Consider the following 12,869-nt stretch of genomic DNA (forward strand, 5'->3'; position numbering starts at 1 on the left):
TGGGCTCGGAGATGTGTATAAGAGACAGATGTAGATCACGGTTTGGCGTGAAGCTCCAGCAACGGATCGCTTTCACTCGGCCAATTGATTTGTCCTGCGTAATGATCCTCGATCGTCGCGACGGGTTCCGAACGCTCGAATCGGGACGGTTGCGTCGACGTCGTACAGACAATCAAGACAGTTAACAGACTGATGATACTAAAAACTCTTCGCATCATGATTTATACTCCTTTAGTTGTTTCTATCCTCATATTAAACAAACCATGCTACTATGCCATCCGTCCTCCGCTGTATCTCTCACTCCGCCCATTAAAAAAGACCGACTACGTAAGTCGGTCTGACACCATCACCCTTGTTCGCCAACGACCGAGAACCGCTCGTTGAGATGTTGCGCGTTTTCTAGCTCATCGACTACAGCGATGGCGTAATCCGCGTAACTGATGTAGCTTTCCCCTTTTGCGTTTAGAATCATCTGCTCGCCGCCGATCGTATACGTTCCTGTTCGTTGACCGCTCGGATCAAAGAATCCAGCGGGGCTGAGATACGTCCACGTCACGTCGTTTTGCCCTTGCAGTTCAATCAAGTTTTTCCCCATGTTCGAGGCTGTCGGATAATACGCTTCCGGGAAATCCGGTGTTTCCATGACGCGTACTGTATGCTCGGCATCGACGAATAGGCTTCCCGCACCACCGACAACGAATAGTCGTGTCTTACTTCCTGCTAACACGTTGATTAAATGACGCCCGACTTCGATATGTTTCGTTTCCTCACCCGGTGCTGCATTGAACGCATTGACGATGGCGTCAAATCCGTTCAGATCGTCTTTCGTCAGCGCAAGCACATCACGCTCGAGAATCGTGACGTTTGCCGTCACTTTTGCCGCGTTACGAACGATTGCCGTGACGTCATGCCCGCGTTTGATTGCTTCTTGTACAATCAACTGCCCTGCTTTTCCTGTTGCGCCGATGATTCCGATGTTCATGATGATTCCTCCTTTTGATATGTAACTAATTTGATTACATGTAACCAATATAGTTACAAATACTTTATTTGTCAACAGTGTTGTTCCTATTCCCCGTTTCTTGCCAAATGAACGATACAGCGTATAATGAGAGAACAATGTTTTTAAGAAGGAGGGACATCCGTTGGCCATCAGTACTCGTTTTTCCGTCGGCATCCATATTCTCTCGTTGATCGCAACCGACGAGAAGATGACATCCGACTTGATTGCTGGCAGCGTCAATACGAATCCGGTCGTCATCCGTAAAATCATGAGCATGTTGAAGAAAGCTGATGTGATCGAGGTCCGTCCGGGTGTCGCCGGTGCGCGACTCGCCCGCCCGTTGTCTAAGATTACGCTGCTTGACGTCTATCACGCCGTTGCTGTCGTACCGGACAAGGAACTGTTCGGCGTCCATGCTGCACCGAATCCAGATTGTCCGGTCGGACGAAACATCCAATCGACGGTCACACCAATCTTCGAGCTCGCACAATCCGCGCTTGAAAAGGTGCTCGCTCACGTCACTCTAGATGATATCGTCAGTGAAATCGAACAAAAAGAAGCATCGTCCACATAAGGGCGATGTTTTTTTGTCATATATACATTGCATATGTCATCTATATATGACATACTAATTGAGGGAATATTTGTAAAGGAGTGGATAGATATGTCTACATCGTTGAGTCCGATGAAACAACTTCGCATGCAGCAAGGCTTAACACAAGGTCAACTAGCAGAGAAAGTGCATGTCACACGACAAACGATCGCCTTGATTGAAGCGAATAAGTTTAATCCGAGTCTTCGACTTTGTTTAGATATCGCACACGCCTTAGAAACGGATTTAAATACATTATTTTGGGAGGAACAGCATGAGTAAGTGGTTAGAATTCTTTGGTATTAAAAAAGAAACGGATGAACGGGTTCAACAACAGGGGACAAAAGTGTTTTTCGAAGCAGGAATCTTCGTCTTCTGCATAGCGATACTCGATATCATCGTACGCGGGATGGTGTTAGATCGGCTGGCTGAGTGGGGGTTTAGCTTTTTCATAATAGGAGCATATCTTGTGTATGGCATCATTCGAATGGCGTTCGCTGGAGTATACGATCAAGATATTTATGATGAGACATCCTTTGAGAAGAAAATGAGAAAACACACGTTAGAACATTTGTTGATCAGCTTATTCTTATCGATTATCACGACGGTTCATGATGGTATGCCACATGATCTAATGGGATGGATGGAGATCCCTGTTAAGTTTTGTTGTGCGTTCCTAGCGATGCAGTTGGTTGAATGGGTCTTATCTCGTATCTCACTTCGAAAAATCAAGAAAGAACTTCAATAATACATGAATACATAATGAAACGCATCGTCCTATACAGGATGATGCGTTTTACATTACATGAACCATTGATACAGTAGATATCCTCCACCGAGGACGACAAGCACCGCGAGCATCTCTAGACCACGCATTCCGTCGTTTTGCCCACGGGGTACGGCACTACCGAGACCTTGATCGACACCATCGCGGAGATGATCGAGTGGTTGTTTCTTTTCTTGTTTGAAACGAGACATATAAACGACCCCCTTTTTACATATTGTACCATTCCATCCTCACCTTGCAGTACATTCTGTTAAAAAGAATCCGTGGTAGTGCTTATCTTACATTCAATTCGTTTCTCTATTCATTTCGAAGCAATTTCATGAATCCCATCTTTTCAACGATCAAAACATCCTGCTCGAAGCGTTTGATGGAACGTTCCGTTGATCGATCGTCAATTAAATTCGGATGACCGAAGCATACGTTTAAGATCGAATTGAGTTTCTCTGCATCACCACCGATGAAGTAGTGAGACATATAGGTGTTGTCCTCTGATGCGATAACGACGAATGTCGCCATATCAAGCACTCCTTCGACATCTTCTGCTGTCAGAAGTTTGTCGTTCGCAGATACTTTCTGAAAGTCATACGATTCGATGGAGGCAATCCTACCTTTTAACAGATCAAGAATTGATTTTCGGTAAATACAATAGACTCCAACGATCGTTTCAATAGGTGGAACGAACGGATCTTCCATGATCGTGATCCATCGCTCGTCGTCTTGATTCAGGCGGATGGCATGCAAATGATTAACCAATAATTGATCAATGACGTTGTTCGTCGGTTGGATCGATTTAAAATCATATACAGGCAAGTCTTCTCCCCCGTTCGTTTAGTCGATGATTGTATCCTTCCCTTCTGCGCGTAACCGCTGCAGGGATGCTTTCATCTTCTCAATCTCCTGGTCTGTATGCCGTTCCCACGTTCCGAGTTCAGCGATGATCTTCACGGGTTCCGTCGAACGATACGACCGAGTCGGATTGCCTGGGAACCGTTTGTTCGTCAAGTTCGGATCATCCTCATACGCTCCGAGTGGTTCGACGAGATAGATACGTTCCGGAGCGTCAGATCGTGCGAGCTCTGCGCCCCACTTCGCTGCATCAAATGTTGCCGTGAAATAGACGTGCTGGAGCGGTTGTTCACGAAAATTCGACGCGTGCCCTGGTTTCAATTCGTCACCGATTTGCAACGTGGCTTTCGTGCCATGGAAAAACGGACCTTCGACTGGTTTCATATGCTCGCCTCCTGACTGGATACATTCAGTATAGACAGTCGATTCGTTCAGGTGTAGTCTGTTTTAAAATGAAATTTCACGGTATACTTATAGCAAAGGAAGAGCATTTGTCGTCAGATTGTAACTCGTTTTTTGTCTGGCCATCAGGCATGATAGGAATAGTCATTTTACATACCCTATAGGAGGTCATCCGTTTAACGTGAAGTTCTTTAAAGCTTTAGCGAAAACCGAAGAGGCTGTCTGGATTCCAGAAGCCGAGTGGCAAACCGTTTGTGAGCAAGAAGGACTGACCGTGCCGCATCATCCGCAGGAACAATTCGTTGGTCTCGCGTACAACAATCAGCGGCAAGTCGTCGAAGTCACGCGTAATTTACGTCCACCAGCTCTCAGTTATTACGTCACGATTCTAGAACCACCCCATAGTCGATCCCTTATTTCAAAACGTTCGTTCTTAACCGTGCTTCATGAACGAACGAAGCGCACATCCCTCACCGAATACGGTACATTCTGTTTACTTGAGATCAACGTTCGGGAAGAAGGACTCGGCGAGCGTGGTCTGTTACTTGAGTCGTTGATTCATGACATCGAAAAAAAGTACACTCATTACGCGATTCGTGGCGATTATGCGACAATCACCTTACAAGGACGCGTCTCAGATCAATGTTTTACGAAATATGGATTCCAGTTAACGGATTCCTATCTCACGCTTTCGAATGGGATTCCTTCCTGAACCGACCTGACACGTTCAGGTCTTTTTTTGTACAGTTCCTAGGTAATGATGGGAAGTGATGGGTTTGCGTTCAAACTAGTAGCACTACATATTTTTAATATGGTATGGTAAAAGTAATTCATCAGCAGTACATTCTACATTTAAGAGGTTCCTCATGACAATAATGACAGAGACATACCCCATGACATGCTGGCAGACGATTTCGACGTATCACAACCAACAAATCAAGCACGTCAATGCGTTCTTGAAACAATGGGATCTCTCCCATACGAATCTTGAAGTATTGCGTTGCCTACAAGCGACCTCATGCACGAGCCAGAAGGAAATCGCTGAACGGATCCAAGTGACCGATGGCACGATTTCACACGGAATCAAACGTTTATTTGATCGGCAACTCATCACCCGCAAACGCAAATGGAAGACGAACTATTTGCTCTTGACGGAAAAAGGAACAGCCATTCTGCAAGAAGTGTTGCCTGCCTATGAACGTTTTCAACAGGAACAATTCGCCGCTTTGACGGCTCGACAACAGGAAGAATTAATCCGTTTCTTCGATAAGCTCAACCCTGCATGACAGAAGAGGAGGAAAAATCATGACCTTCACATTCGAATCTTCAATGCAACATTGGAACGCCATTCAGCGGATCCATTCTCGTTATTCGAAAGAAGTCAACGATGTATTGAAACCAAAAGGACTCTCAAAATCCCAATTCGATTTATTGATGACCTTGTATCATCAAGAGAGTGCGACACAAAAATCACTTGAACGCACGCTCGAACTCTCAAGCGGTGCCATTTCGCAAACGGTGAAGAAGTTACTCGCGGAACACCTCGTCATCCGAAAACGAATCAACCGGGAAAAACGGATTCTCTTGACGGAAGATGGTGCAGCGCTGATTCAAACGTCAGCTCCCGAGATCGAAGAGATTGATGATCGTTATTTCCGTGCCTTTACATCAAAGGACCACGAGACGTTCGACCAATTGCTCCATAAGATGCAAAGCGATCATTTTTGATCGTACTTCCGATAACCGCGGACTCTTTTCTATCGAGGCGTCCGCGTTTTTTACATAGAGACACTAAAACAAGGGAGCAACAGAGATGACACATAGAGACGTACTATTGGACCGATTGGATGCAATCGGGCAAACGATTGCACAAACGGATGATGCGCTTGTCCTGCTCGGACTCGGTTCTGTCGGTCAAGAACTTGGACGACTTGATGACTATTCGGACTTAGACTTTTTCGTCATCGCAAAACCCGGTAAAAAGACTCGATTCATCGAGCAACTCGACTGGTTAGAAAACACACATTCGCTACACTTTCAATTTCAAAATACGCAGGATGGACATAAAGTCATGTTTGACGACGGTATCTATGCCGAATTTGCGATCTTCGAACTAGATGAGCTTTCTGAAATTGTATTTTCTGCTGGCCGTATCGTGTGGTGCGACCCTTCCTTCGACGCGTTTGAACGCTTAGTCCCACTACCGCGTAATAGTTCGAGCGAACATCCATCCGTCGATTACGCCATTCATGAAGCACTGACGAACCTGTATGTCGGGCTCTGTCGCGAAGCACGTGGCGAAACCTTATCAGCTTTCCGTTTGATTCAACAATTTGCCGTTGGTCAATTGCTACACGTTCTGTCCTCATTTGAAAAAGAGGAAGCGACATCTGTTGATCCGTTTGCTCCGGAACGTCGGATTGAGCAACGTTTCCCAGAAATGGTCAACCGATTCTCAGAGATGATGCCAGGCTATTCGCATAATAAAACGGCTGCACTAGTGATCCTCGATTACATCGAACAGATTCATCCTGTCTCCCCTGCCATGTCAAACGCGATCCGTTCACTCGCTTAAATGATGTCTTCTAAAAAATACGTCCGGATGTCCTAAGTCATAGGAAATCCGGACGTATTGCGTTTAAGATGAATCCACTTCAAAAGAATACTTTATTACAGTTTTGAAAGAAATAATATTCCTGTTAGTGATAGGTTGCTTCCCTATACATAATACCATTTTTTTACATTATTTTGAATCAAAGAAGATCGTTTTTATATTTGTAATCCTTCAAGATTGTTTCCGCGTCTTGAGTCGTCCAATCTACTATTGATTCCGAGGGATGTTTTTCAAGATAGGCGTCCATGATATCTTTACCTAATCGGTACATACTCCACAAAGGTATATCCTTATCCTTATTTCCGTCCATGATATCATCTTGCGTTAACTCACCATTTTTCATTAAACGTAAAACACGCTGTTTCGTCTCTTCTTCTAATGGCTCGACCCAAGCTGGTGTCAAACCTTTAACCACGTGTTTCGCGAACTGATCCGCTTTTCCTTCAAGAAGGAGTGAATGGATCAGTGGACTAGCTTCATCTTCTAAGGATGTATCTAGCTTCATCCGATCATACAAAGCAGTATGATGATATTCATGGGCTACCGCATAATCTAACATTTTCTGATCGTAGTCAGCGGTAAGGAATAGCATGAAGCAATCTCTAGTTGCCAATCCTGCGACCCCTCCCATGACATCCATACGCTCCATGAATTCCGTGTTAACAGGCACGATGAATATCGTATTCGTTTGCTTTGGTAATGCCCGATGTGAAGCAGTGTAACTTTTTTCAATGATTGTTTTGATCTCTGTATCTTGTTTCATCAGCTCTTTCGTCCGACTTAGTAATTGTTCTTTATACTCAGTTGCTTGTAGCATAAAGTAACTTTTCATATATGTTAGATCAATATTCTGTTGCTCACCAATTTCATCGATGTAACCTAAGACATGTTTTAGGTAACTGTTCGTGTTGTCGTCTGAGTTCCCTGTTTGCATCGCTTCTTCTAAGTACTGATTGTATTGCGTATAGAGCGGAACGATCTTGACCTGATCATCTTGACCAATCTTGATCGTCTTATTTTTAATCGTTTCGTCGTTTTGTGAAAAGAAGTTTTCTGCCCTTTCCCAAACGGTACACCCCGATAAGGTAAGCAATATCAAACAGAGTAATACGAGCCATCCTTTTTTCAATATAACCCCTCCCTCAGATTCATGTCTCAATATTTCATACTGTCATTTAATAACAAAAGTTTCATATTTTACATAAAGAAATCCATATCTAAATTGATTAGAAACAAAAAGAACCTTGAAGCGTCGCAACACTTCAAGGTTCTCCTTCTTTCATGATCCCGTACTCGCGAATGCCTTCAGTCCAAACAACCAGAACCGATAAGCAATCAAACAGGCGATGATCGCGACAAGTGGTGTCGCAATCGCCATTACGCCATAGCCTCTTCCGTCAAAGAAATACATCGCCGGATAAAAGGCAGTGAAGCCGAACGGGATGATGTAAGTCAAGACGAACATCAGGACCTTCGAGTAGATCGTCATCGGGTAACGAGCGAAATCACTCAAACTGAAAACTGCTGAGACGATCGGTAAACTGTCGACCATCCAAAACGAGAACGTCGCAAAAAACAGATTGATCGCGATATAGAGCATTCCGCTCGAAAGAACAAGTACGATCAGCATCAAGACATCACCGAAGCTCCAGATCATGTCGAGGTGATCGGAAGCAACATAGAGCACCCCACCACCAATCAACAGTTGACCGAACCCGTCTTGCTGGACACGCTCCGCGATGATTTGAAACAACGGATTGACTGGTCGCATCAACAACCGATCCAGATTCCCGGTCCGAATGTACTGCCAGCCGATCGTCCACAAGTTATCAAAGAAGATATGGTGTAAGGCTCGTCCTAAAAAAGCGATCCCGTAAATGAATAGAATCTCGTAAAAGTCCCAGCCGTTTAACGTCTCGATATGCTGAAAGACGACCGACAGGAAAAAGAGTGAGGCGAACTGTTGACCGAAGACCGACAAGACACCGATCAGGAAGTCAATTCGGTATTCCATCATGACCTTAAAATGACTTTTGGCATATAGCCAGTAGAGTTTTATGTATCGTTTCATCCACCGAACACCGTCACTTTCCGGATCGCGAGCGCGAACGTGATTCGCAAGATGACAAAGAATCCAATCAACCAGCCGATTTGAATCAGTAACGCTTGCAGGATGCCGCTTGCGCCGATCTCTCCCGTATAGATCGCAACCGGGACGTAGACGAGTGAAGCGAATGGTAAGTACAGACTGATCGTCTGAAACCAGTCCGGGAACAGCGTCAACGGAACGATCGCACCGGACATGATCGTGATGACGGCGTCCTGTAAGACGGATAGTCCCCAAATGTTGACGGTATAGAAGGCAAAGATGCCGACGAGCAGATCAATCAATGTCGCGAGCAACACGGCACAAAGGACACTACCAACGAAGGCGATGCCAGCCAACCACGACTGTGGTCGATCCACGCCGATGAACAAGATCGAGACGAGGACGAGTGGCAGAATCGAGCGGAACAAGACCGAGACTTTTGAGCCGATATCTTGAGCGAGTAGTTTATCAAGCAAGTGATACGGACGGAGTAACTCGACTGCGATTGCCCCTTGTTTGATCATCCGGGCGAGATCGCGTCCGGCACCCCCGCGGAACTGATCTATCATCGTCGCAAGCACCGCATACGTCAGCATCGTCGACAGTGAGATACCGGAGACATCGGTCTTATTGGCATACACGGCTTGCCAGAAGAAATAGAGGATGAACAAGCGCATCGTCACGCTGAACATGCTTGCCCAGTACCAGGCCGTGTAGGCGAGATCAACCTTGATTTGGGACCGCATCAATGCGGTATATTTACGGATTCTCATGCGCTGATCCCCGCTTGGTAGAGCTTACGGATTAACGTCTCCATCTTCGGGACGGACACGGAGACGTCCCGAACGGCGTACAGCGAAACGATTTCCTCGATGACTTGACCGCTCGACAGTTCTCGGTCGTCGAAAGCGAGCTCGTACGTTTGTTCATCCGTCTCAAACATGATCACACGATTGATCAACGCCGTCGGTAAAGCGAACGGCACCGCTTCTTCGAGCGTGATTCGAAGTGTCCGCTCGTGACTGAACGATGCCTTCAACTGATCGATCGTATCGTCATAGATGATTTTACCGTCGTCGAGGACGATCACCCGGTCACAGACTTCCTCGATGTCCTGCATGTCGTGCGTCGTCAAGATGACGGTCGTTCCCCAGCGATCACTCATCTCGCGGATGAAGTGACGGATCGTCTCCTTGATCTCGATATCAAGCCCGATCGTCGGTTCGTCGAGATAGACGACTTTTGGTCGATGCAGGAAGGCTGCGGCTAGTTCACAGCGCATCTTTTGTCCAAGCGACAGTTGTCGGACTGGTACGTCTAAAAGCGGTGCGAGATCGAGCTTCTCCCGAAACCACGCGAGCGTCTCCGCAAACTCGGACGTCGGTACTTGATAGATTTCCTTCAACAGCTCAAACGATTCTTGGACCGGAATGTCCCAGAACAGTTGTGTCCGCTGACCAAAGACGGCTCCAATTTGCGATGCGTTCTTGACGCGGTCGGCATGCGGATCAATTCCGAATACCCGGACGTTCCCCGCGTCCGGACGCAAGACTCCAGCGAGCATCTTGATCGTCGTTGATTTCCCGGCACCGTTAAAACCGATATAGCCGACCCGTTCTCCTGGTGCGATCGTCAAATCAATCGCTTTGACCGCCTCTTTCGTCCGGTACGTCCGGTGAAACAACGCTTTGATCGCTCCGCGTAATCCCGGTTCCCGTTGTAGGATTTGATAGTGTTTCGTCAGTCCTGTTGCTTTGACGGCATATGGTTGCATGTATTCTCCCCCTTTTTGTGCAAACGCTTTCCAAAAACGTAGTATACCAAAAAAATCCAAGATTCTTCCATCTCTTTTGAAAATTTTTCTCGATATTCTGACGCTGTCGCGTAATAATAGAGGAAAAAGGAGTGGTCTGACCATGCTATTACGTCATATGACACATCGGCATCACATGAAATCAATCGTGACGCGCGGTGGATTGTCACCGACATTTCAAATCGATGCACCAACAGGATGGATCGCCTTTGAAGTCGATCCTCCAAGCGTAGCGTATCAAACGCATTTTCATCAATTGAAAAATGATTGGCAGGATGGAGATGTCGTTACGCTCGAATTTGACGGGGAGCGGATGCAAGCGGCAGGCTTCGAGATGCTGCAATCATCAGAAGACGTCCGCAATCAACAGGCAGAGAGATTAGGCGTATCCATCGAGGAAATTGGCTCGTATGCATTCATTCGCAATTTCGTCTCACTTGATTATCTCGTCGAGTCTTCACGTGAGAAAATCTCAGAGTATTATTGATTTAGTTGAAGAAATCTAATCTTTTTTTAAATATACGGAAATCAAGATATTTTCATACATCTTTAGGGTATCGTTGGCTATATAGAATAAATATTCATTGAATGAAACATTTTTTTGTAGTTATTTTTCAGAACTCATTTGAGAGGAACACGAATATGTGGAATACGCTGAACCATCTTATCCTCAACGTCGCTCTGACCTTTTTCTTCGTGCTCATCTCCCTGTTCTTTTTTAAACGATTTCAGTTTCGAAACACGTTCGACAGCTGGCTGAAGAAAAATCTGTTAGTACTAATTCTTGCGACAGGTGCCGGCTACTGGGTCATCCATAATGCCATCACCTATGAGGGATTTCAATTCGACTTATCGATTACCTTGATTGTCATCGCCTTCATTTATGGAGGTATTAGTAGCGGCTTCATCACGACCCTCGTCTTCGCTTCCCTTCAAACGTTCGTTTTTGATTCCGCTCATGCCTATTGGCTGATCGGTACGTATCTGATTGTCAGCATCGTTGTCTTGTACTTACAAAATGAAGCACCGGATCGATTCATCTCGTTTCCAATCATTTTCGGCATTGCACTCATTCTCTGTTTACCATACGTTCAACATGTTCAACCGAATGACGTGACAGCGATGACGATCTTTCTCGTCGGGAATGGTTGCGCCGGTCTCCTCTTGCACAGCATCTTGCATCAAGTCCGCTGGCACTTCACTCAAGTCCGGATGCATCGGCGTCTTGCCTTGACGGATACGTTGACAGGGCTTGATAATCGACGTCGTTTAGAAGAGACCGTCCTACGTTACAAATCACAACAGACGGACTTTTCAATCATGATCATCGATGTCGATCATTTCAAACAGGTCAATGATACTTACGGTCATGACCGCGGCGATCATATTTTACGGCAAATCAGCTCTTTGCTAGCATCGTATTGTCCCCCAACTTGTGTGCTCGGACGATTCGGCGGTGAAGAGTTCATGATGCTGTTGCCGGAGCATTCGTTGCCGGAGACGCGTCGACTCGCGGAACAAATCTGTGAAGCCAGTGCCAAACGGACGTATGAGTTATCAGCGACGGAACCGCTGCAAGTGACATTATCGATTGGGGTGTCCCGCCAAACGCATCAACCGTCTGAGACCCATAATTTTCTGCAGACAATCCAGCAGGCAGACGCTGCCCTCTATCAAGCGAAGAAGAGTGGTCGGAATTGTGTCTTTCATCATGACCCGTTACGTTAAAGAAAAAAGTGCCCCCTCGCGTGACGTGAAGGGGGCACTGCTATCTGAAATGGAGGAACGAACGTGGAAATCACGAATGTCTTACGCTTTACCGATCGCGATGGCTTTCGACAGTGGCTGACGAACCACGCAGATCACGCGACCTTCTGTTGGGTGATTCTCAGTCGAAAACAAGCCGGAGATGGTCTACTTTATCTCGATGCCGTCGAAGAGGCACTTTGCTTCGGCTGGATTGATGGAATTGCAAAGAAGACCGAAGACGGTGAACTGGCGCAACGGTTCACCCCACGTCGAAAAAACAGCAACTGGACCGAACTGAACAAGGAACGAGTCCGTCGCTTGGAACGTCTCGGCTTGATGCAACCGTCCGGACGACAGGTTCTACCAGACATGCGCGCTGATGCGTTCGTCATTGATGACGCCATCCAAACACGTCTACAAGAAGACCCGGTCGTCTATGAACAGTTTAATGACTTCCCGGAGCTCTATCGACGCATCCGGATCGATACGATTCAAAGTGTACGCAAGGATCCCGTTCTCTATGAAAAACGTCTGCAGACGTTGATTGAAAAAACGAAACTGAATCAGATGTACGGTCAGTGGAATGACGGGGGTCGTCTTTTACTCGAAGATGTTCCGGAGACGGAATCAGAGGATAGTCGGTCAGACCGCTAAGAAAATCTCTTCTAACGATTGACGTTCGATCTGCACCTCGTAGACTTTGACGTCTTGTTCCGCAAGCATGACGAGTAACTCTGGAATATCCTCTTCCGTCGATAAATCAAGCCGTGTACAATCATCAGCTTGCGACAAAAGCCGAGCGTATGCTGGCAGATGCGATGGCGCTAATCGCGGAACAGTCCGAATACGGATTTGAATCTCCTGCCTCATTGCTTCTTGTAAGGACGCAACGGTTCCACAGCGGACGATTCTTCCCTCCGTCATGATGGCGACACGGTCACACATCTTTTCGATCTCATTCAAGTTATGCGAGG

Annotated in this window: 20 protein-coding genes; 10 read left to right on the forward strand and 10 right to left on the reverse strand. The window is 46.3% G+C overall.

The window, feature by feature from the left end; genetic code table 11:
• Nucleotides 1-35 precede the first annotated feature (35 nt).
• Nucleotides 36-218, reverse strand: coding sequence for a hypothetical protein (locus F8N00_RS10165; protein WP_421018162.1), 183 nt, complete (start codon nt 216-218; stop codon nt 36-38).
• A 128-nt stretch (nt 219-346) separates the two neighbouring features.
• Nucleotides 347-982 (reverse strand): NAD(P)-dependent oxidoreductase, encoded by a 636-nt coding sequence (locus F8N00_RS10170; RefSeq protein WP_421018163.1) that lies wholly within the window; start codon nt 980-982, stop codon nt 347-349.
• Between the two features lie 163 nt (nt 983-1,145).
• Here F8N00_RS10170 and F8N00_RS10175 point away from each other — a divergent pair, with 163 nt between their 5' ends.
• The 3 genes from F8N00_RS10175 to F8N00_RS10185 all read left to right on the forward strand — a co-directional run bounded on the left by F8N00_RS10175 (nt 1,146) and on the right by F8N00_RS10185 (nt 2,343).
• Nucleotides 1,146-1,577, forward strand: coding sequence for an Rrf2 family transcriptional regulator (locus tag F8N00_RS10175; RefSeq protein WP_421018164.1), 432 nt, complete (start codon nt 1,146-1,148; stop codon nt 1,575-1,577).
• 90 nt (nt 1,578-1,667) lie between these two features.
• A complete protein-coding gene (locus F8N00_RS10180) occupies nt 1,668-1,877 on the forward strand; it encodes a helix-turn-helix transcriptional regulator (protein ID WP_023468167.1) in 210 nt (69 codons plus the stop codon).
• The gene (locus F8N00_RS10185) at nt 1,870-2,343 is read left to right on the forward strand and encodes a DUF6773 family protein (RefSeq protein ID WP_421018165.1); all 474 of its coding nucleotides are present in this window, start codon (nt 1,870-1,872) and stop codon (nt 2,341-2,343) included. Before F8N00_RS10180 ends, F8N00_RS10185 begins: the two co-directional genes overlap by 8 nt.
• A 53-nt stretch (nt 2,344-2,396) precedes the next feature.
• Here F8N00_RS10185 and F8N00_RS10190 read toward each other — a convergent pair whose 3' ends face one another.
• The 3 genes from F8N00_RS10190 to arr form a co-directional block, all read right to left on the reverse strand.
• Nucleotides 2,397-2,573, reverse strand: a complete 177-nt coding sequence (locus tag F8N00_RS10190) for a hypothetical protein (protein WP_156357191.1) — start codon at nt 2,571-2,573, stop codon at nt 2,397-2,399.
• 106 nt (nt 2,574-2,679) lie between these two features.
• Nucleotides 2,680-3,192 carry a hypothetical protein gene (locus F8N00_RS10195; protein WP_055967831.1) on the reverse strand — a complete coding sequence of 171 codons (513 nt, stop codon included), beginning with the start codon at nt 3,190-3,192 and terminating at the stop codon, nt 2,680-2,682.
• A gap of 18 nt (nt 3,193-3,210) precedes the next feature.
• Nucleotides 3,211-3,612: an NAD(+)--rifampin ADP-ribosyltransferase gene (arr, locus tag F8N00_RS10200; protein ID WP_055967829.1), complete on the reverse strand. Its 402-nt coding sequence runs from the start codon at nt 3,610-3,612 to the stop codon at nt 3,211-3,213.
• A 199-nt stretch (nt 3,613-3,811) separates the two neighbouring features.
• On the opposite strand from arr, the gene F8N00_RS10205 reads away from it, so the two are divergent.
• The 4 genes from F8N00_RS10205 to F8N00_RS10220 all read left to right on the forward strand — a co-directional run bounded on the left by F8N00_RS10205 (nt 3,812) and on the right by F8N00_RS10220 (nt 6,205).
• Complete coding sequence (locus F8N00_RS10205) at nt 3,812-4,342, forward strand: hypothetical protein (protein WP_023468162.1); 531 nt, start codon at nt 3,812-3,814, stop codon at nt 4,340-4,342.
• Between the two features lie 154 nt (nt 4,343-4,496).
• Nucleotides 4,497-4,916: a MarR family winged helix-turn-helix transcriptional regulator gene (locus F8N00_RS10210; RefSeq protein WP_421018166.1), complete on the forward strand. Its 420-nt coding sequence runs from the start codon at nt 4,497-4,499 to the stop codon at nt 4,914-4,916.
• 19 nt (nt 4,917-4,935) lie between these two features.
• On the forward strand, nt 4,936-5,358 hold the full coding sequence (locus F8N00_RS10215; protein WP_023468160.1) for a MarR family winged helix-turn-helix transcriptional regulator: 423 nt from the start codon (nt 4,936-4,938) through the stop codon (nt 5,356-5,358).
• 85 nt (nt 5,359-5,443) lie between these two features.
• Nucleotides 5,444-6,205: a hypothetical protein gene (locus F8N00_RS10220; protein WP_421018167.1), complete on the forward strand. Its 762-nt coding sequence runs from the start codon at nt 5,444-5,446 to the stop codon at nt 6,203-6,205.
• Nucleotides 6,206-6,383: 178 nt separating this feature from the next.
• On the opposite strand, the gene F8N00_RS10225 is transcribed toward F8N00_RS10220, so the two are convergent.
• The 4 genes from F8N00_RS10225 to F8N00_RS10240 form a co-directional block, all read right to left on the reverse strand.
• A complete protein-coding gene (locus F8N00_RS10225) occupies nt 6,384-7,373 on the reverse strand; it encodes a DUF2268 domain-containing protein (protein WP_421018168.1) in 990 nt (329 codons plus the stop codon).
• Between the two features lie 150 nt (nt 7,374-7,523).
• Complete coding sequence (locus tag F8N00_RS10230; RefSeq protein WP_023468158.1) at nt 7,524-8,315, reverse strand: ABC transporter permease; 792 nt, start codon at nt 8,313-8,315, stop codon at nt 7,524-7,526.
• Complete coding sequence (locus tag F8N00_RS10235) at nt 8,312-9,106, reverse strand: ABC transporter permease (RefSeq protein WP_023468157.1); 795 nt, start codon at nt 9,104-9,106, stop codon at nt 8,312-8,314. Before F8N00_RS10235 ends, F8N00_RS10230 begins: the two co-directional genes overlap by 4 nt.
• Entirely contained in the window at nt 9,103-10,107 is a 1,005-nt protein-coding gene (locus F8N00_RS10240) for an ABC transporter ATP-binding protein (protein ID WP_421018169.1), read from the reverse strand. Before F8N00_RS10240 ends, F8N00_RS10235 begins: the two co-directional genes overlap by 4 nt.
• 142 nt (nt 10,108-10,249) lie before the next feature.
• On the opposite strand from F8N00_RS10240, the gene F8N00_RS10245 reads away from it, so the two are divergent.
• The 3 genes from F8N00_RS10245 to F8N00_RS10255 all read left to right on the forward strand — a co-directional run bounded on the left by F8N00_RS10245 (nt 10,250) and on the right by F8N00_RS10255 (nt 12,549).
• The gene (locus F8N00_RS10245) at nt 10,250-10,633 is read left to right on the forward strand and encodes a hypothetical protein (RefSeq protein ID WP_421018170.1); all 384 of its coding nucleotides are present in this window, start codon (nt 10,250-10,252) and stop codon (nt 10,631-10,633) included.
• 155 nt (nt 10,634-10,788) lie between these two features.
• Nucleotides 10,789-11,874, forward strand: coding sequence for a GGDEF domain-containing protein (locus F8N00_RS10250; RefSeq protein ID WP_214860334.1), 1,086 nt, complete (start codon nt 10,789-10,791; stop codon nt 11,872-11,874).
• Nucleotides 11,875-11,937: 63 nt separating this feature from the next.
• On the forward strand, nt 11,938-12,549 hold the full coding sequence (locus F8N00_RS10255; protein WP_421018171.1) for a YdeI/OmpD-associated family protein: 612 nt from the start codon (nt 11,938-11,940) through the stop codon (nt 12,547-12,549).
• Here F8N00_RS10255 and F8N00_RS10260 read toward each other — a convergent pair.
• Nucleotides 12,538-12,869 (reverse strand): DUF4162 domain-containing protein (locus F8N00_RS10260; protein ID WP_421018172.1); only part of this gene is annotated, 332 nt, incomplete at its 5' end. The two genes, F8N00_RS10255 and F8N00_RS10260, sit on opposite strands and share 12 nt — an antisense overlap.

Source organism: Exiguobacterium sp. A1_3_1, assembly GCF_048985645.1.
Taxonomy (GTDB): Bacteria; Bacillota; Bacilli; order Exiguobacteriales; family Exiguobacteriaceae; genus Exiguobacterium_A; species Exiguobacterium_A indicum.

Excerpts from the sequence above, each read along its gene's own strand:
- F8N00_RS10165 (WP_421018162.1), bottom strand. The coding sequence starts at position 218 with ATGATGCGAAGAGTTTTTAGTATCATCAGTCTGTTAACTGTCTTGATT.
- F8N00_RS10170 (WP_421018163.1), bottom strand. The coding sequence starts at position 982 with ATGAACATCGGAATCATCGGCGCAACAGGAAAAGCAGGGCAGTTGATT.
- F8N00_RS10180 (WP_023468167.1), top strand. The coding sequence starts at position 1,668 with ATGTCTACATCGTTGAGTCCGATGAAACAACTTCGCATGCAGCAAGGC.
- F8N00_RS10185 (WP_421018165.1), top strand. The coding sequence starts at position 1,870 with ATGAGTAAGTGGTTAGAATTCTTTGGTATTAAAAAAGAAACGGATGAA.
- F8N00_RS10190 (WP_156357191.1), bottom strand. The coding sequence starts at position 2,573 with ATGTCTCGTTTCAAACAAGAAAAGAAACAACCACTCGATCATCTCCGC.
- arr (WP_055967829.1), bottom strand. The coding sequence starts at position 3,612 with ATGAAACCAGTCGAAGGTCCGTTTTTCCATGGCACGAAAGCCACGTTG.
- F8N00_RS10210 (WP_421018166.1), top strand. The coding sequence starts at position 4,497 with ATGACAATAATGACAGAGACATACCCCATGACATGCTGGCAGACGATT.
- F8N00_RS10215 (WP_023468160.1), top strand. The coding sequence starts at position 4,936 with ATGACCTTCACATTCGAATCTTCAATGCAACATTGGAACGCCATTCAG.
- F8N00_RS10220 (WP_421018167.1), top strand. The coding sequence starts at position 5,444 with ATGACACATAGAGACGTACTATTGGACCGATTGGATGCAATCGGGCAA.
- F8N00_RS10230 (WP_023468158.1), bottom strand. The coding sequence starts at position 8,315 with ATGAAACGATACATAAAACTCTACTGGCTATATGCCAAAAGTCATTTT.
- F8N00_RS10235 (WP_023468157.1), bottom strand. The coding sequence starts at position 9,106 with ATGAGAATCCGTAAATATACCGCATTGATGCGGTCCCAAATCAAGGTT.
- F8N00_RS10240 (WP_421018169.1), bottom strand. The coding sequence starts at position 10,107 with ATGCAACCATATGCCGTCAAAGCAACAGGACTGACGAAACACTATCAA.
- F8N00_RS10245 (WP_421018170.1), top strand. The coding sequence starts at position 10,250 with ATGCTATTACGTCATATGACACATCGGCATCACATGAAATCAATCGTG.
- F8N00_RS10250 (WP_214860334.1), top strand. The coding sequence starts at position 10,789 with ATGTGGAATACGCTGAACCATCTTATCCTCAACGTCGCTCTGACCTTT.